Origin of the sequence: Streptomyces sp. NBC_01775 (assembly GCF_035917675.1) — a bacterium.
Classification (GTDB): Bacteria; Actinomycetota; Actinomycetes; order Streptomycetales; family Streptomycetaceae; genus Streptomyces.
Genome location: NZ_CP109104.1, coordinates 5528253 through 5553800, shown reverse-complemented (window position 1 = coordinate 5553800; position 25548 = coordinate 5528253). Strand labels below are relative to the sequence as shown.

Annotated in this window: 24 protein-coding genes, 1 tRNA gene and 1 pseudogene; 12 read left to right on the top strand and 14 right to left on the bottom strand. The window is 70.3% G+C overall.

What is annotated here, in order from left to right:
* The first annotated feature begins 3 nt into the window (after nt 1–3).
* From OHB04_RS24870 to OHB04_RS24845, 6 genes are all read left to right on the top strand, one after another.
* A tRNA-Gln gene (locus OHB04_RS24870) sits at nt 4–74 on the top strand.
* 114 nt (nt 75–188) lie between these two features.
* Nucleotides 189–1667, top strand: a complete 1479-nt coding sequence (gene glmU, locus OHB04_RS24865; RefSeq protein ID WP_326808345.1) for a bifunctional UDP-N-acetylglucosamine diphosphorylase/glucosamine-1-phosphate N-acetyltransferase GlmU — start codon at nt 189–191, stop codon at nt 1665–1667.
* Nucleotides 1668–1790: 123 nt separating this feature from the next.
* On the top strand, nt 1791–2768 hold the full coding sequence (locus tag OHB04_RS24860; RefSeq protein ID WP_326689870.1) for a ribose-phosphate diphosphokinase: 978 nt from the start codon (nt 1791–1793) through the stop codon (nt 2766–2768).
* 235 nt (nt 2769–3003) lie between these two features.
* Nucleotides 3004–3603 carry a 50S ribosomal protein L25/general stress protein Ctc gene (locus OHB04_RS24855; protein WP_326689869.1) on the top strand — a complete coding sequence of 200 codons (600 nt, stop codon included), beginning with the start codon at nt 3004–3006 and terminating at the stop codon, nt 3601–3603.
* Between the two features lie 120 nt (nt 3604–3723).
* On the top strand, nt 3724–4320 hold the full coding sequence (gene pth, locus OHB04_RS24850) for an aminoacyl-tRNA hydrolase (protein WP_326808344.1): 597 nt from the start codon (nt 3724–3726) through the stop codon (nt 4318–4320).
* A gap of 96 nt (nt 4321–4416) precedes the next feature.
* Nucleotides 4417–4938, top strand: a complete 522-nt coding sequence (locus OHB04_RS24845; protein WP_326808343.1) for a hypothetical protein — start codon at nt 4417–4419, stop codon at nt 4936–4938.
* Between the two features lie 162 nt (nt 4939–5100).
* Here OHB04_RS24845 and ppc read toward each other — a convergent pair whose 3' ends face one another.
* Nucleotides 5101–7950, bottom strand: coding sequence for a phosphoenolpyruvate carboxylase (gene ppc, locus OHB04_RS24840; RefSeq protein ID WP_442814941.1), 2850 nt, complete (start codon nt 7948–7950; stop codon nt 5101–5103).
* A 328-nt stretch (nt 7951–8278) separates the two neighbouring features.
* On the opposite strand from ppc, the gene OHB04_RS24835 reads away from it, so the two are divergent.
* Both OHB04_RS24835 and OHB04_RS24830 read left to right on the top strand, forming a co-directional pair.
* Nucleotides 8279–9451 carry an acyl-CoA desaturase gene (locus tag OHB04_RS24835; protein WP_326808342.1) on the top strand — a complete coding sequence of 391 codons (1173 nt, stop codon included), beginning with the start codon at nt 8279–8281 and terminating at the stop codon, nt 9449–9451.
* 166 nt (nt 9452–9617) lie between these two features.
* Nucleotides 9618–10220 (top strand): TetR/AcrR family transcriptional regulator, encoded by a 603-nt coding sequence (locus OHB04_RS24830; RefSeq protein WP_405807387.1) that lies wholly within the window; start codon nt 9618–9620, stop codon nt 10218–10220.
* Between the two features lie 481 nt (nt 10221–10701).
* On the opposite strand, the gene OHB04_RS24825 is transcribed toward OHB04_RS24830, so the two are convergent.
* From OHB04_RS24825 to OHB04_RS24805, 5 genes and pseudogenes are all read right to left on the bottom strand, one after another.
* Complete coding sequence (locus tag OHB04_RS24825; RefSeq protein ID WP_326808341.1) at nt 10702–10914, bottom strand: hypothetical protein; 213 nt, start codon at nt 10912–10914, stop codon at nt 10702–10704.
* Nucleotides 10915–10962: 48 nt separating this feature from the next.
* The gene (locus OHB04_RS24820; RefSeq protein WP_326689863.1) at nt 10963–12978 is read right to left on the bottom strand and encodes a hypothetical protein; all 2016 of its coding nucleotides are present in this window, start codon (nt 12976–12978) and stop codon (nt 10963–10965) included.
* A 124-nt stretch (nt 12979–13102) separates the two neighbouring features.
* Nucleotides 13103–13326: pseudogene (locus tag OHB04_RS24815) on the bottom strand (IS5 family transposase); the annotation flags it as partial.
* A gap of 100 nt (nt 13327–13426) precedes the next feature.
* On the bottom strand, nt 13427–14773 hold the full coding sequence (locus OHB04_RS24810) for an MFS transporter (RefSeq protein ID WP_326808340.1): 1347 nt from the start codon (nt 14771–14773) through the stop codon (nt 13427–13429).
* Between the two features lie 16 nt (nt 14774–14789).
* Nucleotides 14790–15407, bottom strand: coding sequence for a mycothiol-dependent nitroreductase Rv2466c family protein (locus tag OHB04_RS24805; protein WP_326808339.1), 618 nt, complete (start codon nt 15405–15407; stop codon nt 14790–14792).
* Between the two features lie 112 nt (nt 15408–15519).
* Between OHB04_RS24805 and pdxR the strand changes: the two genes are divergently transcribed.
* Nucleotides 15520–17016, top strand: coding sequence for a MocR-like pyridoxine biosynthesis transcription factor PdxR (gene pdxR, locus OHB04_RS24800; RefSeq protein WP_326808338.1), 1497 nt, complete (start codon nt 15520–15522; stop codon nt 17014–17016).
* 47 nt (nt 17017–17063) lie between these two features.
* A complete protein-coding gene (locus OHB04_RS24795; RefSeq protein WP_326808337.1) occupies nt 17064–17324 on the top strand; it encodes a hypothetical protein in 261 nt (86 codons plus the stop codon).
* Between the two features lie 38 nt (nt 17325–17362).
* On the opposite strand, the gene OHB04_RS24790 is transcribed toward OHB04_RS24795, so the two are convergent.
* From OHB04_RS24790 to OHB04_RS24770, 5 genes are all read right to left on the bottom strand, one after another.
* A complete protein-coding gene (locus tag OHB04_RS24790; RefSeq protein ID WP_326689858.1) occupies nt 17363–18004 on the bottom strand; it encodes a class I SAM-dependent methyltransferase in 642 nt (213 codons plus the stop codon).
* 256 nt (nt 18005–18260) lie between these two features.
* Nucleotides 18261–18905: a GNAT family N-acetyltransferase gene (locus OHB04_RS24785; protein WP_326808336.1), complete on the bottom strand. Its 645-nt coding sequence runs from the start codon at nt 18903–18905 to the stop codon at nt 18261–18263.
* On the bottom strand, nt 18902–19090 hold the full coding sequence (locus OHB04_RS24780; RefSeq protein ID WP_326808335.1) for a DUF397 domain-containing protein: 189 nt from the start codon (nt 19088–19090) through the stop codon (nt 18902–18904). Before OHB04_RS24780 ends, OHB04_RS24785 begins: the two co-directional genes overlap by 4 nt.
* Nucleotides 19087–19290: a DUF397 domain-containing protein gene (locus OHB04_RS24775; RefSeq protein WP_326689855.1), complete on the bottom strand. Its 204-nt coding sequence runs from the start codon at nt 19288–19290 to the stop codon at nt 19087–19089. Before OHB04_RS24775 ends, OHB04_RS24780 begins: the two co-directional genes overlap by 4 nt.
* Nucleotides 19266–20117, bottom strand: a complete 852-nt coding sequence (locus tag OHB04_RS24770) for a helix-turn-helix domain-containing protein (protein ID WP_326808334.1) — start codon at nt 20115–20117, stop codon at nt 19266–19268. The genes OHB04_RS24775 and OHB04_RS24770 overlap by 25 nt, the downstream gene beginning before the upstream one ends.
* Before the next feature lie 407 nt (nt 20118–20524).
* Here OHB04_RS24770 and OHB04_RS24765 point away from each other — a divergent pair, with 407 nt between their 5' ends.
* A complete protein-coding gene (locus OHB04_RS24765; protein WP_326808333.1) occupies nt 20525–20884 on the top strand; it encodes a hypothetical protein in 360 nt (119 codons plus the stop codon).
* Here OHB04_RS24765 and OHB04_RS24760 read toward each other — a convergent pair.
* Genes OHB04_RS24760 through OHB04_RS24750 form a run of 3 tightly spaced genes read right to left on the bottom strand, consistent with a single transcriptional unit; the run spans nt 20862 to nt 24938 of the window.
* A complete protein-coding gene (locus OHB04_RS24760; RefSeq protein ID WP_326808332.1) occupies nt 20862–23612 on the bottom strand; it encodes an outer membrane protein assembly factor BamB family protein in 2751 nt (916 codons plus the stop codon). The two genes, OHB04_RS24765 and OHB04_RS24760, sit on opposite strands and share 23 nt — an antisense overlap.
* A 52-nt stretch (nt 23613–23664) precedes the next feature.
* The gene (locus OHB04_RS24755; protein WP_326692884.1) at nt 23665–24054 is read right to left on the bottom strand and encodes a VOC family protein; all 390 of its coding nucleotides are present in this window, start codon (nt 24052–24054) and stop codon (nt 23665–23667) included.
* A 47-nt stretch (nt 24055–24101) separates the two neighbouring features.
* A complete protein-coding gene (locus OHB04_RS24750; protein ID WP_326808331.1) occupies nt 24102–24938 on the bottom strand; it encodes a methyltransferase domain-containing protein in 837 nt (278 codons plus the stop codon).
* 73 nt (nt 24939–25011) lie between these two features.
* Here OHB04_RS24750 and OHB04_RS24745 point away from each other — a divergent pair, with 73 nt between their 5' ends.
* Entirely contained in the window at nt 25012–25509 is a 498-nt protein-coding gene (locus tag OHB04_RS24745) for a MarR family winged helix-turn-helix transcriptional regulator (RefSeq protein WP_326689850.1), read from the top strand.
* Nucleotides 25510–25548 lie beyond the last annotated feature (39 nt).

Below are 25548 nucleotides of genomic sequence, written 5' to 3'. Positions count from 1 at the left end.
TAATCCCGGGTCGACTAAGGGCAAGTCCACAGATTTTGGTTCTGTTGATGGGGGTTCGAATCCTCCCCCGGGAGCATCGTCCCAAGTTCGGGTCCTGACCCAAGGTCAGGACCCGTCCTCGTTCCGGCGGCCGAACTCACCGGTATTCTGCGGGGCAGCACCCACCCCCGAAGCCGAAGGGCACACCCGTGAGCGCCAATCGCCCGGCAGCCGTCGTCGTTCTCGCAGCGGGTGAGGGCACCCGCATGAAGTCGGCTACCCCCAAGGTTCTGCACGAGATCTGCGGAAGGTCGCTGGTCGGCCATGTGGTCAGCGCCGCGCGGGTGCTGGATCCGGAGCATCTGGTCGTGGTCGTCGGACACGCGCGCGAGAAGGTGACCGCGCACCTGACCGAGACGGGCGCGAACGCCACCACCGCCGTGCAGCACGAGCAGAACGGCACGGGACACGCCGTGCGTATGGGGCTGGAGGAGCTGGCCGGGGCCGGAGTGACGGTGAAGGGGACGGTGCTGGTCACCTGTGGGGACACCCCGCTGCTGACCGGCGCGACGCTCCAGCGGCTGGCCGACACCCACAGCGCCGACGGCAACGCCGTCACCGTGCTGACCGCCGAGGTCCCCGACGCGACGGGGTACGGCCGCATCGTGCGGGATCCGGACGGCGGCGCGGTCACCGCGATCGTGGAGCACAAGGACGCGACCGAGGCGCAGCGGGCGATCCGCGAGATCAATTCGGGGGTGTTCGCGTTCGACGGCCGTCTGCTGAGTGAGGCGCTGGGGAAGGTCCGTACGGACAACAGCCAGGGTGAGGAGTACCTCACGGATGTGCTCGGGATCCTGCGGGAGGGCGGGCACCGGGTGGGGGCTGCGGTGGCGGGTGATCACCGGGAGATCGCGGGGATCAACAACCGGGTGCAGCTGTCCCAGGCGCGGCGGATGCTGAATGGCCGGCTGGTGGAGGACGCGATGCTGGCGGGCGTCACGGTGATCGATCCGGCGACGACGTGGATGGATGTGACGGTGACGTACGAGCCGGATGCGACGGTGCATCCGGGGACGCAGCTGCTGGGTGCGACGCATCTGGGCGGGGAGTGCGAGGTGGGTCCGAATTCGCGGCTGACGGACACGCGTGTCGGCGCGGGTGCGGCGGTGAGCAACACGGTGGCGCAGGGGGCGGAGATCGGTGAGGGCGCGTCGGTGGGTCCGTACACCTATTTGCGGCCGGGGACGCGGTTGGGCGGCAAGGTGAAGGCCGGCAGCTTCGTGGAGATGAAGAACGCGCAGGTGGGTGAGGGGACGAAGGTGCCGCATCTGTCGTATGTGGGGGATGCGGAGATCGGTGAGCACAGCAATATCGGTGCGGCGAGTGTCTTTGTGAATTACGACGGGGAGAGCAAGCACCGTACGACGGTGGGGTCTCATTGCCGTACGGGTGCGGACAACATGTTCGTGGCGCCGGTCACGGTGGGGGACGGTGCTTATACGGCGGCGGGCTCGGTGATCACGAAGGATGTGCCTGCGGGGTCGTTGGCGGTGGCGCGGGGCCAGCAGCGCAACATCGCGGGCTGGGTGGCGCGGAAGCGTCCGGGGAGTGCGGCGGCGTTGGCGGCCGAGGACGCCGGTGAGGGGCCGGAGGGTACCGGAGAGGGCTCGGCGGCGGCGGGCTGACCGGGTATCCGGCTGTATGGCGTGAGGCGTACGGTTGGGTCGAGCCGGTTTGGCCATGCGGCCGAAAACCGACGAGCCGCCGACGAGCCGCTGTGCGGCGCACCACACAGGGAGACAACAGCAGTGACCGGGATCAAGACGACCGGCGAGAAGAAGCTCATGCTCTTCTCCGGCCGCGCCCACCCCGAACTCGCCGAAGAGGTCGCCAAGCAGCTCGGCATCGGCGTGGTCCCGACCAAGGCTTTCGACTTCGCCAATGGCGAGATCTACGTCCGCTTCCAGGAGTCCGCTCGTGGTGCCGACTGCTTCTTGATGCAGAGCCACACGGCTCCGATCAACAAGTGGGTCATGGAGCAGCTCATCATGATCGACGCGCTGAAGCGGGCCTCGGCGCGGAGCATCACGGTGATCGTTCCGTTCTACGGGTACGCGCGGCAGGACAAGAAGCACCGTGGCCGTGAGCCGATTTCGGCGCGGTTGATGGCGGACATGTTCAAGACCGCGGGTGCGGACCGCATTCTTACGGTGGATCTGCACACCGATCAGATTCAGGGTTTCTTCGACGGTCCTGTTGACCATCTTTTCGCGCTGCCGTTGCTGGCGGATTATGTGGGCGCGAAAGTGGACCGGGACAAGCTGACGATTGTGTCGCCGGATGCGGGCCGGGTGCGGGTGGCGGACCGTTGGGCGGATCGGCTGGGTGCGCCGCTGGCGATCGTGCACAAGCGCCGGGATCCGGACGTGGCGAATCAGGTGACGGTGCACGAGGTTGTCGGTGAGGTCAAGGACCGGGTGTGTGTGCTGGTCGACGACATGATCGACACGGGTGGCACGATTTGTGCGGCTGCGGACGCGCTGTTCGCGAACGGTGCGGCGGATGTGATCGTGACGGCGACGCACGGGGTGCTGTCGGGTCCGGCTGCTGATCGGCTGAAGAATTCCAAGGTGAGTGAATTCGTGTTCACGAATACGCTGCCGACGCCGGGTGAGCTGGAGCTGGACAAGATCACGGTGTTGTCGATGGCGCCGACGATCGCCCGTGCGGTGCGTGAGGTGTTCGAGGACGGTTCGGTGACGAGCCTCTTCGACGAGCAGGCGTAGCGCCTGCGGGGTGGCCTAGCCGCCTGTGGGGCGGTGGTGACGTCCGTTCTCGTTGATCGATTTTTGGCCGGCCTCTTTTGCCGCGTAGACTCTGCGAGTCGCTCGGCGAGGGAGGCCGGTCCGCTGTGTGTCGGCGGTCGTGCTCCGTTATCGACGTGCGCTCTTCGTAGCAGGTCCGTCGGGACCGAGTGGCATCGCAGTTTTCTGTTCCACTTTTGATGACGAGGAGCGCAGCATGGCTGACGTCAATGTTTCCGCCACGGTCCGCAGGGAGTTCGGCAAGGGTGCGGCCCGCCGTCTCCGCCGCGAGGAGAAGGTTCCCGCGGTCATCTACGGGCACGGCGCCGAGACGGTCCACGTGGCGCTGCCCAGCTACGACATGATGATGGCTCTGAAGAACTCGAACGTCCTGATCCACCTGGATGTCGAGGGCAAGAAGGAGCTGGTGATCCCGAAGGCCGTCCAGCGTGAGGCCATCCGTGGCTTCCTGGTCCACATCGACCTGCTGACGGTCAAGCGCGGCGAGAAGGTCCAGGTCGAGGTCCCGATCCACATCGAGGGTGAGCTGGCGCCGGGGCAGCACCTGCTGGAGCACGTGTACAACTCGCTGCCGGTCGAGGCAGAGGCCACGCACATTCCGGAGTCGGTGACCGTCTCCATCGACGGTCTGTCGGCGGGTGACTCGGTGGCGGCGAAGGACATCCAGCTGCCGCGTGGGACCTCGCTGGCCATCGAGGAGGACGAGACCGTCATCCAGGTGCTGTCCGCGCAGGCGGAGGAGCCGGCGGCGGAGGGTGCCGAGGGCGAGGGCGCCGAGGCTCCGGCCGCGGAGTAATCGCGCTGCATCTCTTGTGCCCGTAGACGCCGGGCAGGCCGGTTCCGGCCTGCCCGGCGTTTGTGGGCAGGGTGCCCCGTGGGGGCCCTGGGCAGACTCGTGACGACCGGAGGATTCAGCATGTCGGCCAGCGCCAGTGGCCCCTGGCTCATCGCCGGGCTCGGCAATCCGGGGCCGGGTTATGCCGGTAACCGGCACAATGTCGGCTTCATGGTGGCCGATCTTCTGGCTTCCCGTATGGGGGCCGGTTTCAAGTCCCACAAGGCGGGCCGTGCGCAGGTGCTGGAGGGGCGGGTGGGGACGCCGGGTGTGGACAGCACGCGGGTGGTGCTCGCGAAGCCGATGTCGTTCATGAATGTGTCCGGTGGTCCGGTCAAGGCGCTGCTGGATTTCTACGGGGTTCCGGTGGAGCGGCTGGTCGTGGTGCATGACGAGCTGGACATCGACTACGGAACGCTGCGGCTGAAGTTCGGCGGCGGCGACAACGGCCACAACGGCCTGAAGTCGCTCACGAAGACGCTGGGCTCCGACTATCACCGGGTGCGTTTCGGGGTGGGCCGCCCGCCGGGGCGTATGCAGGTCGCGGACTACGTGCTGAAGGACTTCTCGACGGCCGAGCGGAAGGAGCTGGACTACTTCGTGGACCGTGCGGCGGACGCGGCGGAGTCTCTGCTCGTGGACGGACTGGAGCGGGCGCAGAGCGCGTACAACTCCTGAAGCGCGTACAACTCCTAAAGGGCGCGCCTGCCCTTAAAGGGCGCATGCCGGGCACGTAGGTTGACCGGCATCGTTTCGTGGCCAAGTATCACGGCCATGTCAGCCAAGGCATTTCGCAGCCAGGACACCAAGCGCAGTCGTACCCGTCGGTTGGGGGAAAGCGCCTTCGGGGTGTTGTTGCTGGCGCGGTCGGGGTTGATGGCGCTGATCGCCGGGGTGTTATTGGTGGCGGGGGTGTGGACGTCGTGGGGGACGGCGGAGCCGGCGATGGCCGCTGAGGAGCGGGGGACGGTCACGGTCTCCGCGTGCGGGGACGAGGAGTGCGCGGGGGTTTTCAAACCGGCCGGTTCGGGTGGGAAGCCGGAGAAGGTGACGGTCGCGAGATCGGTGTCCGGGGACACTGGTGAGCGGCTCGAAGTCGCGGTGAAGCCCGGCACGGACCATGTCGTCAGGACGGGTCCTGCCGGGATTCTTTATGCCTGGGTGCCGTTGGGCGGGGCGCTGCTGCTGGCGTCGCTGGTGGTGGCGGGCGGGCTGCGGATGCGGCGTACGGCGGTGGCGATGGGGTTGTGCGGGGCGCTGGTCATGGGTGGGGCCTGGGCGCTGCTCACGTTCTGAGCAGCGCCCAGGCCCCATGTCAGGCTTCACGCCCCGGGCTCCACGTCCGAGCTCCGGACTCCGGGCTCCGGGCTCCGGGCTCCCGGCTCCACGTCCGGGCCCCGAACTCCGGACCCGAGCTCCGGAGCCGGGCTCGGGCCCGGATCCGGATGACGGCCGGGATCAGCCGGTGTTGCGCAGGCCGGCGGCGACTCCGTTGACCGTCAGCAGCAGAGCGCGGCCGAGGTCCTCGTCGGGCTCCTGGCCCTCGGCGGCGGCCTGGCGCTGCCGGTGGAGGAGGGAGACCTGGAGGTAGGAGATCGGGTCGAGGTAGGCGTCGCGGATCTTGAGGGTCTGCTTGAGGACGGGGTTGGCCTCCAGCAGTTCGCTCTCGCCCGTTATACGCAGCACTTCTTCGACGGTGAGGGCGTGTTCGGCCTCGATGGTGGCGAAGACGTGCTTCAGCTCGTCGGGGACGAGGGTGTCGATGTAGTGGCGGGCGATCCGCAGGTCGGTCTTGGCCAGTGTCATCTCGACGTTGGACAGGAAGTTGCGGAAGAAGTGCCAGTGGGTGTGGGCCTCTTCGAGCACGCTGTCGAGTCCGGCCTCGCGGGCGGCCTTGAGGCCGGTGCCGACGCCGAACCAGCCGGGGACGATCTGCCGGGACTGGGTCCAGCCGAAGACCCAGGGGATGGCGCGCAGCCCGTCCAGGCCAGCTCCGGTGTCGGGGCGGCGGGAGGGGCGGGAGCCGAGGTGGAGTTCGGCGAGCTGGTCGACGGGGGTGGAGGCGAAGAAGTAGGCGGGCAGGTCCGGGTCCTCGACGAGCCGCCGGTAGGCGTGGTGCGCTGCGTCGGAGACGGTGTCCATGGCCGCGTCCCAGCGGGCGAGCGCCTCGTCGGACTGGCGGGGTGCGGTGTGCAGCGCCGATGCCTGGAGGGTGGCGGAGACCGTCAGCTCCAGGTTTTCCCTGGCCAGGGAGGGGACGAGGTACTTGTCGGAGATGACCTCGCCCTGCTCGGTGACCTTGATCTCGCCTTCCAGGGTGCCCCAGGGCTGGGCGAGGATCGCGTCGTGGGTGGGGCCGCCGCCTCGGCCGACGGTGCCGCCGCGGCCGTGGAAGAGGCGCAGCCGCACTCCGTGCCGGTGGGCGACGTCGCGCAGGCGGCGCTGGGCGCGGTGGATCTCCCACTGGCTGGTGGTGATGCCGCCGAACTTGGAGGAGTCGCTGTATCCGAGCATGACCTCCTGGAGGTCGCCGCGGAGCGAGACCAGCTTGCGGTACGAGGGGTCGGAGAGCATCGCGTCGAGGAGCTCGTCGGCGATCTTCAGCTCGTCGGTGGTCTCCAGGAGGGGGACGATGCCGATCTTCGCCCAGCCGCCGTGCAGGTCGATGAGTCCTGCCTCGCGGGCGAGGACGGCGGCGGCGAAGACGTCGTCGGCGCCCTGGCACATGGAGATGATGTAGGACTCGATGACCTCGGGCCCGAAGGTCTCCAGGGCCTTGCGGATCGTCGCGAAGACGCCGAGGGTCTTGGCGCCGGCGGTGTCCAGCGGCGCGGGCCGGGGGGAGAGCGGGCGGCGCGAGCGCAGCTCCTTGGTGAGGAGGCGCTGGCGGTAGTCGCGGGGCATGTCGGCGTAGCGCCAGGACTCCTCGCCGAGGCGGTCGAAGAGCTGGCCGAGGGCGTGGTGGTGGGCCTCGGCGTGCTCGCGTACGTCCATGGTGGCCAGCTGGAGGCCGAAGGCGGCGACGGTGCGCAGCGCGCGGGCCAGGCGGCCGTCGGCGACGAGGCCGCCGCGGTGTTCGCGCAGGGACTGCTGGATGAGGGCGAGGTCGTCGAGGAGCTCGCCGGTGCCGAGGTAGTCCCAGCCGTCGTTGTGGGGGACGCCTTCGGCGAGGCGGGTGCGGGTGTTGAGCAGCTTCTGCCGGATGCAGGTCGCCTTGAGCCGGTAGGGCTCTTCCGCGTTCAGCCGCTTGTAGCGGGGGCTGATCTCGGGGAGGCGGACGAGGTCTCTTTCGAGTGAGTCGAGCAGGGGCTGGGTGGCGCCGCAGTTGCGGATGGAGTTGGAGAGGGCGCCGCGCAGCTCGTCCACGTGGGTGAGGGCGTCGGTGATGCCGTGCTCGTGCTGGAGGAGCAGGACGTCCCAGGTGACCTCGGGGGTGACGTTGGGGTTGCCGTCGCGGTCGCCGCCGATCCAGGTGCCGAAGGTGAGGGGCCTGGCGTCCTCGGGCAGCGGCGCTCCGGCGCGCTCCAGCTCGGCGGTGAGGTCTTCGAGGACGTCGCCGACGGCGCCGCGGTGCAGCTCGTCGAGGTAGTAGATGGCGTTGCGGGCCTCGTCGGCGGGCTCGGGGCGAGCGACGCGCAGCTCGTCGGTCTGCCAGATGAGGTCGACGTTCTCGGCCAGCCGCAGGTCGGTGCGGCGGCGCTCGGCGCCGCCGGGCTGGGACTCGGCCTCTTCCAGCAGCTCCGCGATCTTGCGCAGCTTCGTCAGCACGGAGCGGCGGGCCGCCTCGGTGGGGTGCGCGGTGAAGACGGGGCGCACCGAGAGGTTGCGCGCGGTTTCGGCCAGGTGCGCGGGGTCGGCGTCCTTGAGCATGTCGGCCGTGCGGGAGAGGTTGCCGCCGTCGCTGGCGCGGCGGACGCGCAGCTCGCGGCCCCGGTGGACCTGCTCGGTGACGTTTGCCAGGTGGAAGTAGGTGGAGAAGGCGCGCACCAGCTTGGTCGCGGTCTCCAGGTCGGTTCTGCCCAGGAGGGCCGCTGCTGCTTCGCCGTCGCTGCGGGTCAGAGCGCGGACGCGCTCGACGAGGTCGAGGAGCTCGGCGCCTTCCTGGCGTACCAGCGTCTCGCCGAGCAGGTCGCCGAGCCTGCGGATGTCGGCGCGGAGCGCGGAGGACGCGTCGGCGGCCTCGGCCTCGGCCGCCTCGGCGGGGGAGGTCTTCTCCTCGGAGGTCCTCTCCTCGGGAGAGGTCTTCCCCGCGGCGGAGATCTTCTCAGCGGTTTCCGGCCGGTGCTGGTTGCTGTCGGCGCTGCTCACAGGTGCGGCTCCCTTGCGGCTTTGCTTCTGGGCAGGTGGCGGACCGCGCTGTCCGACGTGACAAGGATAGGTCGGCGCTTCCGCGGTACCGCACTCAGTCCGATGGGTGGGCATTCCGGCGCGCCGGTGAGGCATTCCGGCTCGCCCGGGAAGCGGACCGGCGTGCCTGGTGAGGCGGGCCCCGGGGGCTCACCGGGCCCGCTGGTGGCCCTGCGCGAGGGCCCCGGCACGGGCCGTTCTCCTCTTGTCCCATGCCGGACGGCTGCCATACTTACGATGCCGTAGGTTACGGAACCGTAGCCAAGCCGAGTTCCAATGAGGGACCTTTATGACGACTAGCCCCGACGTTCTCGACAGTTCGCCGAAGGCTGATACTGCTGCTCGCACGGCAGCGGGCGCGGAATCCCCCGACTCCGTCACTCCTCTCCCCTCCGCGACGCTGGGTGGCGAGAAGCGGCGGTCGGTGGAGCAGATCGCGCTGCTGCTGTTCATCACTCTCCCGTTCGTCGCGCTGGTGGCCGCGGTGCCGCTGGCCTGGGGCTGGGGGGTGAGCTGGCTGGATCTGGGGCTGTTGGTCGTGATGTATTACATCGGCTGCCACGGCATCACGATCGGCTTCCACCGGTACTTCACGCACGGCTCGTTCAAGGCGAAGCGGCCGTTGCGGATCGCGCTGGCGATCATGGGTTCAGTGGCCGTCGAGGGCCCGCTGGTGCGCTGGGTGGCCGACCACCGCAAGCACCACAAGTTCTCCGACGCCGAGGGTGACCCGCACTCCCCGTGGCGCTACGGCGAGACGGTCCCCGCCCTGATGAAGGGCCTGTGGTGGGCCCACATGGCGTGGATGTTCGACGAGGAGCAGACGCCGCAGCACAAGTACGCGCCGGACCTGATCAAGGACCCGGCGCTGCGCACCATCTCGCGCCAGTTCGTGCTGTGGACGGTCATCTCGCTGATGATCCCGCCGCTGATCGGCGGCCTGGCCACCTGGTCGTGGCAGGGCGCGGTGACCGCCTTCTTCTGGGGCTCGCTGGTCCGGGTCGCGCTGCTGCACCACGTGACGTGGTCGATCAACTCCATCTGCCACGCGGTCGGCAAGCGCCCGTTCAAGTCGCGGGACCGCTCGGGCAACGTGTGGTGGCTGGCCGTCCTCTCGTGCGGCGAGTCCTGGCACAACCTGCACCACGCGGACCCGACCTGCGCGCGGCACGGGGTGCAGCGCGGACAGATCGACTCCAGCGCGCGGATCATCCGCTGGTTCGAGATGGCCGGCTGGGCATACGACGTGCGCTGGCCCAAGGAGGAGCGGCTGGCCTCGCGCCGGAACGACGACGCCAAGGGCAAGGGCAAGAGCGAGGACGAGGCTGCGGGCGAGGTCCAGGGCAAGAAGGGCGAGGAAGAGGTCGCCGGTGCCGGGGACGGTGCGGAATCCGGCCGCCGGGAGGATTCCGGCCGCGAGGAGTCCGGCCGCCGCGAGGAGCGGACAGCCGAAGCGGCATGATGCTGTCTTGACGACGTTGACGACCCGGGGGCCGTCCCCCGGGCCCCAACAAGACAGCCACACAACAGGGAAGGCCCCACACCCCGTGCCCACCGACGAGACTCCGGCCGCGTTCGGCGGAGCGACGCCGTCCAGCAGCCCCAAAAAGCGAGCCGCCCGCCGCCGGATGACCGGCAAGGAGCGCCGCGAGCAACTGCTGGACATCGGCCGCACGCTCTTCGCCGAACGCGGCTTCGAGGGCACCTCGGTGGAGGAGATCGCGCACAAGGCCGGGGTCTCCAAGCCGGTGGTCTACGAGCACTTCGGCGGCAAGGAGGGCCTGTACGCGGTGGTGGTCGACCGGGAGATGCGGCGCCTGCTGGACATGGTCACCGGCGCGCTGACCGGCGGCCACCCCCGCGAACTGCTGGAGCAGGCCGCGTTCGCGCTGCTCGACTACATCGAGCAGTACACCGACGGCTTCCGCATCCTGGTGCGGGACTCCCCGCTCCCCCAGTCCACGGGCACCTTCGCCTCGCTGATCTCGGACATCGCCACCCAGGTCGAGGACATCCTCGGCCGCGAGTTCAAGTCCCGCGGCTTCGACGCGAAGCTCTCCCCTCTCTATGCCCAGGCGCTGGTCGGCATGGTCGCGCTCACCGGCCAGTGGTGGCTGAACGTCCGTAAGCCGAAGAAGTCCGAGGTGGCGGCCCACCTGGTCAACCTCGCCTGGCACGGCCTCGACGGGCTGGAGCAGAAGCCGCGCCTCATAGGCCACCGACGGAGCTGACGGGCGGCCCGGCGCCCGGCCCGGCGACGTCGAGGAGGGGGGCTCGTATGCGCGATCCGGCGTCGTTCACGGATGACGAGAACTGGCACGGCGGGTTCGACGAACTCGCCGTAGAACTCGGCGACACCGACGATCAACAGCTCCAACTCGCTCTCACAGCCCTGTGGAAAGCCGCGGGAATCGATGGCTGTTACGGCCGCCGGGACCGCGAGCCCGGCGAACAGCGCGAGGTCGCCCGCACCGTCGCGTCCCTCGCGGAGTTCGGCCACCTGCGAGGAACAGTCCTTCTGCCGAACGGCCACCGCGTCGTATGCGGATGCTTTGCCGTCCGCGAGGACGACGGCCCCGACTGGCTCGACTTCCCCCGAAGACCGCCGGGACGGCTACCTCCTCCCCGCCACCCGCTACGACGAGAAAAAGCTGAGCCGCCGGGACCTCCCGGCGACTCAGCCGATGTCGTGGACGGCTGTGCGCGAACGTCCTACTTCGGCTCCAGCTCCCCGGCCTTGGCGATGAGCTGCTGCTCCTCTGCCGGGTAGGAGTCGAAGAGGTAGTTCAGCGAACTCATACGGCCGTTGAAGTCTTCGGCCCAGCTGTCCGCAGTGGGACCCGCCCAGGTGTCCGAGCCCATCAGCTCGGTCACCTTTTGCACGGCGGTGCGGATATTGGTCACCGCGGTCTCGATCGTTCCCATGTCCTGTCTGCACAGATCGGCTGGTGACTGGCCCATTTCTCCCCCTCGTCAGTTGGCGCTGTTTCCCCGTTCGAAGGCGTCCCGCATCTCGTCGTCGAAGTCGTCCAGATGGAGGTCCGGCTGACCCGCGAGCTGCTGCCACCAGCTGTTGAAGTCCGTCCGGTCGCCTGCGTCGTCGAGCGTGATCTGCCCGTTCGCCCATTCCGGGTGGTTCTCAGGAGGCTCGATCTGTCCGCTGAGGACCAGGCCCTGTACCAGTGGCAGTCGCATGGAGGACTGGTCGTCGTAGAACTTCGACCCGGCGCCCTCCTGGTACTTCTGGGCGTTGTCCGTGGAGAAACTCTCCTTCACGGCGGGCAGGCCGGCGGTGATCAATGTCTGGACCCACTCGGCCCCGGGCGGCAGCCCCGGAATGGAGGTGATGGCGCCACCGACGGAGTCCACCCACAGCACGGTCGTCTTGTTCGCCTCGTCTGTCAGCTTCTCCGCGTCGAGACCGGTCTGATGGGCGCCGGCGGTCACCACGCCTTGCAGCTCGGCCAGGTTGTTCAGGTAGGTCTGCACCTCGGGAGATTCCATTCCCGTCGCGGCCGTCAGGGAGATCTGCGCGTTGACGGAGTTGACCAGGTGTCCGGCGTCGCCGCTGTTCTGCGCGATCATGCTGATGAAATTCAGCGCTGTCTCGTGTCCGACGATCAGCATGCCGGCATTGTCCGCTCCGGTAGCCGGCGCTGCCGCCTGGCCCTCGGGCATGCCGTGGGACTGGGCGAAGTCAGGCACATAGGTCGCGAACACCTGCGCCAACGCGTGAGTGATCTGTCCCGGGACCGGATACTGCGACTTGTCGTATTCGCTCTTGTTCTTTTCGTCGCCGTATTCGGCCGCTCCCGCGTTGATGACGTTGGCCGCGGCCTCCACCGATTCCGTCGGGTGACCGGTCCGGTCCGAAGTGGCGGCGGTGATGACGGCGGCCGGCCACTGGGCCTCGTTGAACGACTGGGGGCCAGGCGTGTGCCACTTCTCGTCGACCAGCACTTTGGCGTGATCGTCGCCGTCAGGACCGGTCAGCAGCAGGCGGGAGGCGTCCGGGTTCTCGCTGACGCTCTGCATGAGGATGACCGACGGGTCGTTGGCGGCGATGGCCTGGATGCGGTCGGCGGCGTCGTCGGCGCCCACAGTGAGGTATGAGACGTCCAGGCCCAGGTTGTCGTACCAGGGATTGTCCGACTCGACGTAACCGCCCGGGACGTATCCGGTGCCCAGGATGGTGGGTTCGGAGTAGTTGGGGCGCATCTCTTGCCCCGATCGCCAATCCAGCATCGCGCCGCCGACCGTGGACAACACCTTCGGGTCCCACTTGTCGCCGTTCGGCCCGTACTGGAAGAGCATGCCGACCGACCACATGTCCCCGTTCGGGGGGCTCGTCAGCTTGTCCAGGTAGTTGGCCGGAAGCTGAATCTCTCCCTGCTCGGCGAGGCTGGTCGCGGACTGCACGGCAAGCCCGAAGCTGGCGAGGATCTCCTGCGAGTCGGAGGAGAGCACGGTGCTGCCGTGGGTGCCGTCCTGGTCGTGCAGGAACCGTGCCGCGCGCACCGAGGCGTCCAGGCCACCGGAGTTCATGAACGCCTGGAGATACGCCGGGTCGTCCGCGTGGTCTTCGAGTGACTGGGACAGCATCTGGATGGTGGCGCGCGACTGTGGATCGTCGGGATCGTCCAACGCCTCCAGCAGGCTCATGGCCTCCCGCTGCCCCTCCAACGCGGTGTCGATCTGCGAGACGTCCCACTGGATGTTGACCCAGTTCGAATGCGGGCTGTTCGCCGAGGTGAACCGGGGCTGGAGCAAGAGGCTGTAGGCAAGAGAGGCCCGCAGCGCCATGTTGTGTGCGTCGTCGCCGACCTGCGTGGTCTGCTGCGTCAGGACGGACTGGCCGAGCGTCCCCTCCCACTTCGAGAAGAGGTTACGAATGGTGGTGCCGTCCGCGTCGAGCGCGTCCGCCAGGCCTTGCAGCGCGTTGGCCAACTCACGTAGCCGAAGTGGGTCGACTCCGGTGAACTCACTCATCCCCGTTTACTCCCCCTGGTTGCGGCCGACGGCACGATGTGTGCTGCGCCGAATGCCCCACAGCTGATCTCTACGGCATTTTCCTGCTCCACGGCGCGAAGAAGAAGCCGTATTCGAACATTATGACGTGCCGGTGTGACATTGGTGCGTGCCCGAGAGTGCGCTCTACCGCCCACCTGCGCGGGAGTACGGAGAAGCCGCGAGTGCCGGGCGTGCGACGGGCGATGCCGAGCCGAGCAGCGTGGTCGACGAGGAGTCCTGGACGCTCGCTGCGGTGACCAGGACGGGCAGCAGGAAGCCGCTGGTGTCGATCACGACGGATCGCTTCCTGCCCACGAGCTTTTTGCCGACGAGCTTTCTGCTGACGTCTCCGTCGGGAGCGGGGGTTGCGCCAGCAGGGTGTGGGCGCCGGGGTGACGTCCGCCGACGGCAATGAGCAGGGGGCGGATCAGCCGGCCGTTGGTCCGGGTGCGGCTTCGGCGTCGTGTCGTGGGCCGAGCGGTCCGGATCGGCCGGGCTCGGCGTGGCGCACGGTTGGGCCGAAGGCGGCTCCGGCGGCCAGGAACAGGCCGCCGAGTACCAGCCAGCCGGGGATGCCCCAGGTCACCAGGAGCGTGGTCAGGAGGACCGGGCCGAGCATCCGGGCGAGCTGCGGGCCCATGCCGAAGAAGCCCTGGTACTGACCCTGCCGGTCGGGCTGCGCCAGGCCGAAACCGATCTCCCAGCTGCCCGCCCCGTGCAGCATCTCGCCGAACACCTGGATCACTGCGGCGACGATCAGGGCGACCGTCGCCGCCCCGGCCCCGATGCCTGCTCCGGACAGTGCGTACACCGCGCAGGCGGCGAGCATCAGCCAGCCGGCGTGCTTGGTCGCCCGGGTGGCGGTGCGCAGGTCGGTCACCCGTCGGGCCACGCGCACCTGGAAGGCGACCACGCCCAGCATGTTGACCACCAGCAACACCGCGGCCATCGCCGCGGGCGCGTCGGTCCGCTGCACGGTCCACATCGGCAGGCCCAGGCTGAGCAGCGGCATGTTCAGGCACATGACCGCGTTGAGCAGCGTGATCAGTGTGTACGGCCGGTCGCGGAGCACGGTCGGACGGGGTGCGGTGGCCAGCGCCTTCCGCGCGGTCAGCGTGCGGGCGGCGGTCAGCGTTCGGGCGGCGGTCCGCGTTCGGGCGGCGGTCCGCGTGCGGGCGGCGGTCCGCGTGCGGGCGGCGGTCCGCGTGCGGGGCAGGCGGCTCAGTACGAGTGCGGCGGCCAGGAAGCTCGCCGCGTCGAGGGCGAAGACCGTCAGGTATGCCGGCCGGGTGCCCAGGGCGAGGGCCAGTGCGCCCAGTCCGGCGCCGGTTGCCAGGCCCGCGTTGAGCGTGGCCTGCAACTGTGCCCGCGCCCGGGTCCGCTCGGCCGGGGCCACCAGCGCGGCCAACAGCGCCTGCCGGGCCGAGGCCAGGCCCGCCTGGCAGCAGGCGTATCCGCAGACGACGAGCAGGACGAGCGGGAAGGTCCGCACGACGAGGAAGGCGCTCAGGGTCGTGGCGGTCGCCACGGAAAGCACCACCGCGGTGCGGCGCGGCCCCCACCGGTCGGTGAGGTAGCCGAGCGGTAGTCCGGCCAGGACGGCCGTCGTCCATCCGAACGTCAGCGCGAGCCCCACCTGGGCCGGGGAGAGCCCTACGAGGCGGGTGAAGAACAGCGCCGAGGAGGCGTAGAAGGCACCGTCACCGAGGGAGTTGGCCAGCTGCGCCAGGGCCAGGACCCGCAGCGGACCGGGGGCCGGCACGATCCTGGACATCAGTCGCCCCCGGACATCAGTCGACGCGGGGGGACTCGGTGCGCCCGCGCTTGAGCTCGAAGAATCCCGGCGTGGCGGAGACGCCGAGGACGCCGTCCCAGAGCCGGCCGGCCGCTTCGGCGCGGGGCACGGGGCTCACCACCGGGCCGAAGAACGCGTTGAGCGTTCCGTCCGCTCCCGTGACGTGGAGGGCCGGAGTGCCGAGGTCCTCGCCGACCGGGTCGAGGCCGGCCCGGTGGCTGCTCCGGAGGGCTTCGTCGTGGGCGGTGTCCTCCGCGGCGTCGGCCAGTTTCCCGGTCAGGCCCAGCTCCGCCAGCGCCCCGGTGTACAGCTCGCGGCCGATGGGTGTCTTGTTCCGGTGGATCCGGTCGCCGAAGGCGGTGTAAAGGTCCCGCAGGACCTCGGTGCCATACTCACGTTCCGCGGCGATGAGCACCCGGACCGGGCCCAGCGTGTCGGACAGCCAGCGCTCGTACCACTCCTCAAGCCCCTGCCGGCCCTCGTTGAGCAGCCACAGGCTCATGACGTGGAAACGCACCTCGATGTCGCGGACCCGCTCCACCTCGAGCAGCCAGCGGGAAGTGTTCCACGCCCAGGGGCATTTCGGATCGAACCATATGTCTGCGGTGGTCACAGGGGGCTCCTCGGTCGCCGATTTCTCAAGCGAGGAACATTCAACGGCCCGGAATTGGCCCTGAGAAGTGCCAATTCCCATCAGTCTGATTGGGCCAATGTAGGGTCCTGCCGTGGACGTTCATGTCTCGCTCTCGGGTCCCGGCGACCTCACCTCCCGCATCTACCGCCAGCTGCTCGACGCGATCCTGGACGGCCGGCTGCGCCCGGGGGAACGCCTGCCGCCCACCCGGGAGCTCGCCGGCAGGCTCGCCGTCGCCCGCAACACGGTCGCCGTGGCCTACGAGCGGCTGGCGGCCGAGGAGTTCGTCGTCGCCCGCGTCGGGGCCGGCACCTTCGTGGGGACCGGGCCGGTCACGCCACCCGCCGCCCACGCCCGATCCGGTTCCGGCTCCGGTTCCGGTTCCGGTTCCGGCTCCCGTACGGCGCCGACGGGGCGTGGCGTCCGCCCCCGGCCCCTGTGGGACGGCCTCGCGCCCGCCACCGAGCCGGCCGCCGCCACCTCGCCGCCCGTCCACGACTTCCGCGTCGGGAGGCCGGACCCCGGCCTGTTCCCCTTCGCCACCTGGCGGCGCCTGGTCGCCGGGGAACTGCGGGCCTCGGTCCTCCGGTCGGCCTCCGGATACGCCGATCCCGCCGGACACGCCGGGCTGCGCGAGGCCGTCGCCCGGCACGTCGGGGTCTCCCGGTCGGTCCGGGCCGACGCCGAGGACGTCCTGGTCACCCAGGGCGCCCAGCAGGCCCTCGACCTCATCGGCCGGATCCTGATCGAACCGGGCGACCACGTCGCCGTCGAGGATCCCGGCTATCCGGCGGCGCGGCAGCTGTTCCGCTCACTGGGCGCCAGGGTCATCGGGGTACCGGTGGACGACGAGGGCCTGCTCGTGAGCGCCCTCCCGGCCACTGCCCGCCTGGTGTACGTCACGCCCTCCCACCAGTTCCCGATGGGCATGCCGATGTCCCCGGCCAGGAGGGCGGCGCTGCTCGCGTGGGCGTCGCGTCACGGTGCCGTGATCGTCGAGGACGACTACGACAGCGAGTTCCGCTTCGGCGAGCGCCCGCTGGAGCCGCTACAGAGCCTCGATCGCACCGGCCGGGTCGTCTACGTGGGCACGTTCTCCAAAACGCTGCTGCCGATGCTGCGGCTCGGATTCCTCATCGCCCCGGCCTCGCTGCGACCGGCGCTGCGCGCTGCCAAGCAGCTCACCGACTGGCACGGCGACCTCGTCGGGCAGGCCGCGCTCGCCCGTTTCATCGACTCGGGCGAACTGTCCCGGCACGTCCGCAGGGCCACCCGGGTCTACGCCGAGCGGCACGAACACGTCATGACGGCGCTGCGTGCGGGCTTCGCCGACTGGCTCGACCCGGTGCCCTCCGCCGCCGGCCTGCACCTGTCCGCCCGGCTCAGGCCGGACGCGGCCGTCGACCTCGCCGCCGTCTTGGACCGGGCGGGTGCCTCGGGCATCGCGGTAGAGAGCCTGGCGGCCTACACGGCCGGTGACCGGCCACAGCCCGGCCTGGCCCTCGGCTACGGAGCCATCGCCACCGCCCATGTCACCGAGGGCCTCGAACTGCTCGCCCGTCACTTCGCCGGACGCCCGCCGCGCTGATCACGGCCGGGAGCTGCCGGCAACTGCCGGGAGCTGCCGGGCTGCTCGTGCGCCCTGTCGCCGTCCCAGTCACCGCCACTCCCACCCCCCAGCTGGGTTCCCTCTACATCAGGTCGCTGCCCACCGTGCCCGCCAATACCGCCTCGGTCGGCCTCGGCATGAGCAACTCCCCGTTCTGCGCGGTACAGGCACGGCCCGGCACGACTTTGGAATTCACTCCGCACAGGCCCGCCTACTTCCTCACGGCCGGCAACTTCGCGCAGGGCGAGGTGCTGGACGCCGCCATACGCCTTTGGCTCCACTCGTGACTGCCCGGCAGCCCTTCACGGGCACGCGATCACCTGAGTTACTTGCCCAGGCGCATCAGCAGGTGCCCCCGGCGGTACCGTTCCTCCTCGCGCGGCTCACGCAGCATCCGGCCGACTTCGACGAACCCGGCTTCACCGGCCAGCCCCGCGAGATCGTCGATCGGCCACCGGTAGGCGGTCGCCACCTTGTGGTCGAACGGCGTAACCGCCTCCCCCTCTGACTCGAAGAAGCCGAGCAAGAGGTGACCACCAGGCGCGAGTATCCGCCGGAACTCGGCGAAGTACGAGGGCATGTCCTGCGGTGGGGTGTGAATGACCGAATACCAGGACACGATGCCGTTCAGCTTCCCGTCGGCCAGATCCATGGCATCCATGGAACCGACCTCGAACCGCAGGTCCGGGTATGTCTCGCGGGCGAGCTCGATCATCACAGGGGACAGGTCGACGCCGAAGACATCCAGCCCCAAGTCCCGCAAGTGCGCGGTAACACGTCCAGGTCCACATCCCAGCTCGGCGACGGGCCCGGCATCGGTGCTCCGTGCGAGCTCGGCGAACGCAGCGAGCACCGCGCGATCCAGCGGAAGAGCGTCAAGCTCATTGCGGGCGAGTTCGGCGTAGCGGACAGCGACGGCATCGTAGGCATCCGCTGTCGCGCCGAGGAGGGAGGAGGGTTCAGTCACGAGCGAAGACACTAGAGCCTCTCCTGACGCGCCGCCGACGCGACTCATCGGACGGCCCTGGGGCGGGGCGCCGTCGGCAGGGGGGTCATTTTTTGTCGTCACCTGCTCAGGGGGTGACGACAAAATGGGGAGGGTGGGAGGGGGGCGGTGCACGCACCCGCAAGCCCGGGGAGGGCCGCTGCGCGCGGGGCGGGTTACGCCTGGCCGGCCCATACACAGGACGTCGGAACATAGCCCCAGGTGCCTCGGGGGTACGTCACCGTGCGTCAGTCCGTGCTCCTGCGCCCATACCGCCCACGGCCGACGAGTTGGACGAGGACGGCAGGTCCCGCCGTTGAGGGCGGGGGCTTTGCACGCGGAGCTCCCGCCGCCTCATATGCAGGTGGCCTTCGGCCGGATAGGCCGGGGGCGCGGGCGGGAGCACGGTACTCAAGGGGTAGCGGCACCTCTCGGCCACGCGGCAGGAGGCATCGTTCTCCACGGAGTGCACCAGCGCCAGGCTGTCCTCGGCCAGCGGGCCCGCCGGATCCAGCGCCCACGTGGTGACCGCCTCCAGCGCGCGCGTCGCGACGCCACGGCCTCGCGCCGACGCCGCGACCCAGTAGCCGACCTCCGGCTGGGCAACCGTCGACTCGGCCCCTCGCCTGACCACCACCTGCCCCGTCAGCCGCTCACCCTCCAGCACGACGAAGCCGAGGCGAGTACCCGCGGCCCAGCCCTCGGCTTGCCGGCCGATCCACGCCCGCGCCTCAGCCGCGCTGTCCAGCGGATCCGTCAGCCAGCGGCGCAGCACCGGATCGCGGTGCGCGAGCATGAGCGCCTCCGCGTCGCCCGCCTGCCAGGGCCGCAGCCGCAACTCAACGTGGGAGTCCGTCGCCGCCACCACCAGGGTGCGCGTCACGCCCCTTCACGCCGCATCATGCCGATGAACCCCGCCCAAGCACGCGAACCGACGAGCAGGACGGGCCCCTCGGGGACCTTGCTGTCCCGGACCGGGACCACACCGGGGATGTTGTCGGCGACCTCGACGCAATCACCGCCGTCCTGATTGCTGTAGCTCGACTTGCGCCAGCGCGCGGCGCTCATCGCTTCGCGACCTGCGCGACGAACCCGGACCATGCGGCGGCCCCGAAAACGAGCACCGGGCCCTCAGACACCTTGCTGTCCCGGACCGGGACCACACCGGGGATGTTGTCGGCGACCTCGACGCAATCACCGCCGTTGTGGTTGCTGTATCTCGACTTCCGCCACCTAGCAGCGCTCAGGTCGACTCGGGAGACGGGCATGGGACTTCCTCCAGAATGTGCGCGATGAACTCAGCCGACTCACGCGGGGACAACGCATAGTCGCGCAATCGATCGTAACGGCCCTGGAGCTCGTCAACTCCGGATGTGTGCGTGACCAGTTGCCCATCGTAACCAGTCTCCACCCAGGCGACCGTATGGCAATCCGGCGAGACCAGAAATGACGTCTCCGTGTTCATCATCTCGCGCAGGTGTGCCGCGAACGGAAGGACCTGGATGTTCACGTTCCGCCGCTCCCCCATCACGAGGAGATTCGTAAGCTGCTCGCGCCATTCCTGGTGGTCAGGCAGTGCATGATGCAGAACGGCCTCGTCCAGGATGGCACGCAGATTGGGGGCGCCCTCGCGGGACAGAAGCCCTCGGCGGCTCACTCGGGCGGCGACCTGCTGATCCAGTTCGTCCCCAGGAGGCAGACCGCCCAGGAGCAGCAGCTCCCTCGCGTACGCCTCCGTCTGGAGCAGGCCAGGCACCACACTGGGTGCGAACTTTTGGATGCTTATGGCCTTGGATTCCAGGCCCATGAATTCCCGGTACTGCTCGCGGAACTGGCTCGTATCGGCTGACGCCAGCTCCCACAACGTCAGCAACAGGTCGCCCGTGCCGTAGTGCTCGTCCAGTGCCTGGACCACTTCGGGGCTGCCGATGGTGACTCCGCTCTCCATCTTGCCGAAGAGCGAGTAGTCCCAGCCCATCCGCTCGGCCAGGCGGCGCAGGCTCTCGCCGTTGTCGGCCCTTCTGGCGCGCAACTCCTCCGCGAACCGCTTACGGGGCTCTCGGCTCCTGCCGGTGACGGGTCGTCGTGCGGGCATCACGGCCTCCTCCGTGGAAGGTGTTGAACATGCGCCGTTCGGCGGGGAAGCGACGCTGGTCAGCGGCTTTCCGTGGCGCGATCTGGTGCATCGTCGTAGTTGCCGGAACACGCACGGTAGTCCAACTGGCGTGCCTCATACGGAAGTACGGTCGAGGAGCACCCGTTATGGCGACAAGTGTTGCGAAAGAGCTCGCGGTCGGGGTATGCGCCTACGATTCCGCAGCTCGCCGTACGGGCGTCGTCCAGCTCCTCCTCGACGGGAGCGGGACGCTGACCAGCACGCGTGCGCAACAGCCCTCCGTACGAGCTCTGTTGCGGCCCCTGTCCCCGAGCCGGGGCTCCCTCCCGTGGTGGGCGTCCGTCCGCGATCTCCGGCCTGCGTCCCCTGACCGTTGAGGAGCCCCCATGCCATCAAGCGCCACGCCGTCCAACCCCGGGTCGAATACCGAACTGCGCCTCCTGCCCTGGAGTACGCCCGAGGGCAAGCCCTGCTATCTGTCCGCCGATCCGGACGGCGACGGTCTCATCTCGGAACTCGCCGACCAGTTGGAGGAACGGCAGCTGGACGAGGCCACCGAACTGCTGCTGGTCGCCCGCTCCGCGCTGACCCAGCGGCCGGACAACAGCGTCGTACAGGTCCACACCTTCGCCGTCCGGCTGTGTGCGGCGCTGCGGGACGCGGTCCGGGTCGCCGAGAGCCGGGGTGGACGGCTGGGACAGGAGGGAGGGCGGGAAGGAGCGCTCACTTCCGGCGGTGGACGGTGATCCGGGCACCGAGGAGGGAGCCCTCGCCCAACTGACCGTTCACCAGCACCACATGGTCGTCGGTGACGGCGCGAGGCATGCCGGGCAGGGAGCTTCGGGCCGGGCGGCGGCCGTGGTCGTCCATCGTCGTGAAGGCGCCGCGCGAGTGGGGTCCCGCAGGGCCGGTCCCGGCGAAGAAACGGCCACCCAGGGTGAGGTAGTCGCTCCGGTTGCCGAGCGCTGGGAGTTCGCGCAGGGTCGCCGTACGGGAGCCCGCGTGGCCCCCCGTCCGCACGGTGACGGGGTGGGTGCCGTCCGCCGTGTCGCCGGAGCCCGACCGGCAGACCAGGAGCGGATCGGCCTCGCCCGTGCAGAGGTGGAGGGGTGCGCGGGTGGTGGCCAGCCGCTTGCCGGTGACGGGGTCGAGGACGGCGCCGCCGCCTTCGTGGGTGATGACGGCGGCCCGCTCGCCGCCGACGGCCAGGAGGGCCGCGTCGTCGTAACGGTCACGGAGGCGCCACTTGCGCTTGCCGGAGTCGGCATCGTAGGCGGCCACGTCGCTGTTGGTCCGGTCCGCCCACGCCCTGCCCGGCCGGGCAGGGACCTCGGTGAGCAGGGTGCCGCCCGCCAGGAACGCGTCGTCGCCGGTGTTCTTCACCTGGGCCCGGCGGTTGTGGCCGGCCAGGTCGTAGACCATGGTGCGGCCCTCGTCCGACGATCCCGCGCCGTAGGCCGAAGTCCGGACGACGAACCGCTTGGCGTCCGCGTCGCGCAGGAGGACGTACTCGTCCTTGTCGTAGGTGACGGGCTGCTTCCACAGCACCTTGCCGTCGCGTACGGAGACGGCCGCCACGCCCTGCTCCCCGGTGGCCTCCCTTTCGTACGTGGCGAGCAGCGTCCGGCGCTTCGCGCCTGCCAGTTGGTACAGGCCCTGGCTCGCGGGCCGGGCCCCGTCGCCGAAGCCCCGGCCCCCGATCCGCCAGCGGACCTTGCCCGTGTTGGCGTCGACGCCGACGTAGCGGGTGCCGTGGTCGTCGGTCTGGCCCGCGTACAGGAGGGTGTCGCCCACCAGGTCGACGGACTGGAGCCGTTCCAGTCCGGTCTCCCGGGCACGTGCGTCGGACTGCGTGTCCGTCTCCGGCAGGCGGCCGTGACCGGCGGCGGCGGACCACAAGGGCTGCTGGTCGTAGGAGACCGGCCGGGCCTCGGACGGGCCTTCCGGGCCGGGCCCGGCGGGGCGCCGGGCCCCGTCGGCGGCACGGTGGACGGCGACGTGCTCGCTGCTCGTCGCCCTCGCGCCCGAGCCGTGCCGGACGGTGACCCGGAACGCCGCGTACCGCGCCGAGGCGGCGACCGGTTCGCCGGGCAGGTCCTCGCGCAGGGTGTTGCCGGCCCGGTCGACGACGGCGGCGCGGCGCGCGTCGGCGGCGAGGCTGCCGTCGGCCCTGTCCCGCTCGGCTTCGTCGTCCCGCTCGGTGTCGTCGCTGGTGCCGCTCACATAGACGCGGCCACCGTCCACGGCGCCGACCCTCACCCCGGACAGCGTGCCGCCGTCGAGGATCTCGCGCGTCGAGCGGACCGGCTCGTCCCGCCGGCCCGCGCGGAGGGTCACCAGCCGCGGTTCGCTCAGCTCCGCGCAGGCCAGCAGGCCGTCCACCGGCCGGGCACAGGTGTGGAAGCCCTCGTCGAGCGTGTGGGTCCCGCGCCCGGTGGCGGTGTCCAGGACGAGTGCCTTGCTGAGCGAGGAGCTGTTCTCGGTGCGGACGACGGCGTTGCCGCGAACCGCGCCTTCCAGTACGGATTCGCGGTACTTGTGCTCCAGGCTCCACCTCTTCTCGCCCGTGTCGGCGTCGAGCGCGACGACCCAGCCGTCCCGGTTGCTGTCGCCCGGCCCTGGCCACCAGCCGGTCTCGCCCGGGTGCTCGCCCAGCGCGGTGTCCCCGGCGAGGCTGTGGATGATGTCGCCATGGTGCCGCCAGCGCACGTCGCCGTCGGCGGTGTCGAGCGCGTAGCTGGTGACCTGGCCGCCCTGCTGGTCGGCGACGGCCGCCAGCGCGGTGTCGCCCTCGGTGCTCAGCAGCCGCAGCTCGCCGCCCAGTGGCAGCTTCGTCTTCCAGCGCAGGCTGCCGTCCTTGCCGGAGAGCGCCGCGACGCCGTGTTCGCTCTCGGTGCCGGGTGCCTTCTCGACGACGTAGCGGACGAGCACGCTCCAGCCCTCCGCGGCCTTCGAGCCACTGCCCGGGTCGCCGTTGCCGCCGTCCACCACGAGCGGCTTGCCGTCGGTGCCGCTCTGGCCCCGCGCGAGGTATCCGCCGTCGGCGAGTACGGGCTTGCCGGTGGCCGCGCGGTCGGTGACGGGGCCGGAGCGGGTGGTGCGGCGGCTCACCAGCGGCATGCCCGCGTCCACCATCCAGCGGGGCCGGCCGGTGTCGGCGTCGGCCGCCGCCAGCCGGGTATCCGGGCCACGGCCCGCACCGGAACCGAGCACCAGTGCCGTACCACCCCGGAATTCGGCCCCCGCGACCTTCCCCAGGCCCAGATCCCGGGAGTCCCACAGCGCTCGCCCGGTGAGGGAGACAGGGCGTACGGGCCGGTCTCCCTCCGGCAGCGCGGCCGGTGTCCCCGGATCGCCCGTACAGGCGACGGCGATCAGCGCGATCGCCAGGGCGACGACCACCCCCGCCGTTCCCACCGCGCCCCACCGCGCGGCTCGGGTCACCGGTACGCGTACCCACGTGCCCGTTCGCATGCCCTTCCCCCGTCCCCCGACAGGACCCGTCCCCCGAGCGGTCCCGTATGGCCTATAGAGGCCGCAGGAACTCCAGCCGGTTCCCGAAGGGGTCCGCCGAGTGGAAGCGCCGTACATCCGGAACCGCCTCGTCCCACCGGACCGGCGCCCCGGCCTCGGTGAGGCGGGCGGCCAGGGCGTCCAGTGCTCCGTGGGCCACCCGCAGGCCGGGGTGAGCCTTCCGGGCGGGGCGGAAATCCTGCTCGACGCCCAGGTGGAGGACGGCGTCACCGCTCGCGAACCAGCAGCCGCCGCGCGCCGCCAGCGCGGGCGGTTTGGGCAGCTCGGTCATGCCGAGCACCGCGCCGTAGAAGGCCCGCGCCCGCTCCTCGCCGCCGGGCGGGAGGGCGAGCTGGACGTGGTCGAAGCCCGCGACGAAAGGCGGACCCCCGGGCCCAGGGATGGCGCCGGGCCCGCTCAGCTCTCCCCCGGCTCCCCCGTCTCCCGCGCTCACCGTTTGACCGCCACCACGAACACCCGGCGGAACGGGAACGCCGTCGTGCCGTCGGCGGCCGGCGGGTACGCGTCGCGCAGCAGTTCCGCGTACTCGGCGAGGAAGGCGTCGCGGGCCTCGGGGTCGTCCTCCAGGCGGGCGAGTACGGGGCGCAGCGTGGTGCCCTTGGTCCAGTCCAGGACGGGGGCGGGGCCGGTGAACAGATGGAGGTAGGTGGTCTCCCAGGTGTCGACGTCGCAGCCGTGGGGGCCGAGCGGGCGGAGGACGTCCGCGTAGCCGGCCGGATCCAGGACCGCGCCGGTGCGGTGCGGGGCCTGGACGCGGTCGCGCCAGCGCGGGGTGTCGCACAGTTCGGCGAGGAGGGCGTGGCTGGGCGAGGCGAAGTTGCCGGGGACCTGGAAGGCGAGGGCGCCGCCGGTGGGCAGCGCGTCGATCCAGCCGGGGAACGCGGCGGTGTGACCGGGCACCCACTGGAGCGCGGCGTTGGAGAACAGGAGCCCGAAGCCATCCCCCGGGTCCGGCTGCCATCCGGCGAGGTCGGCGTGGGCGAAGTCCAGGCGCCCCTCGCCCGCCGGTCCGCCCTCCCGGGCGTGGGGCCGCGCCTCGGCCAGCATGGCGGGGGAGTTGTCGTAACCGGTGATGTGCGCGTCCGGCCAGCGGACGGCGAGCGGTGCGCTGGGGCCGCCGGGGCCGCAGCCGAGATCGGCGATACGGGGCACGGCGGCAGGGGCTTTCGGCGGCCGGGGCAGCTCGTCCGGCACATGGGCGAGAAGGTCGAGGACAGGGCGCAGGCGATGGCCGGCGTGACGGAGGTACTGCTGCGGATCCCACATGGGAGCAGCCTGCCCGGCGTTATCTCTTGACGTCAAGAGACTTCACGTCGACACAACCTCTACACTGATCTCTATGGAGGACGAGGTCGACCGTTTGGTGACAGCATGGCGCCGCGAGCGCCCTGACCTCGACGTTGAGCCCCTGGAGGTGCTCAGCCGGGTCAGCAGGCTGGCCCGGCATCTGGACCGGGCGCGGCGCATCGCCTTCTCCGAGCACGGCCTGGAGCCGTGGGAGTTCGACGTGCTGACCGCGCTGCGCAGGGCCGGTACGCCCTACCAGCTCTCCCCCGGGCAGTTGCTGACCCAGACGCTCGTCACCTCCGGGACGATGACCAACCGCATCGACCGGCTCGCCAAGAAGGGCCTGGTCGAGCGCCTTCCCGACCCCAGCGACCGGCGGGGCGTCCTGGTCCGGCTCACCCCGGAGGGCCGCGACCGAGGAGACAGCGCGCTGGCCGGTCTGCTCGACCAGGAGCGGGCGATCCTCGCGGAGCTGTCACCCTTGCAGCGCGGCGAACTCGCCTCGCTGCTGCGCCAGTTGACGGCGCCGTTCGACAACATCCCGACCTGAGCCTCGCCGACACCCCGGCCTGAGATTCGCCGACTTCCT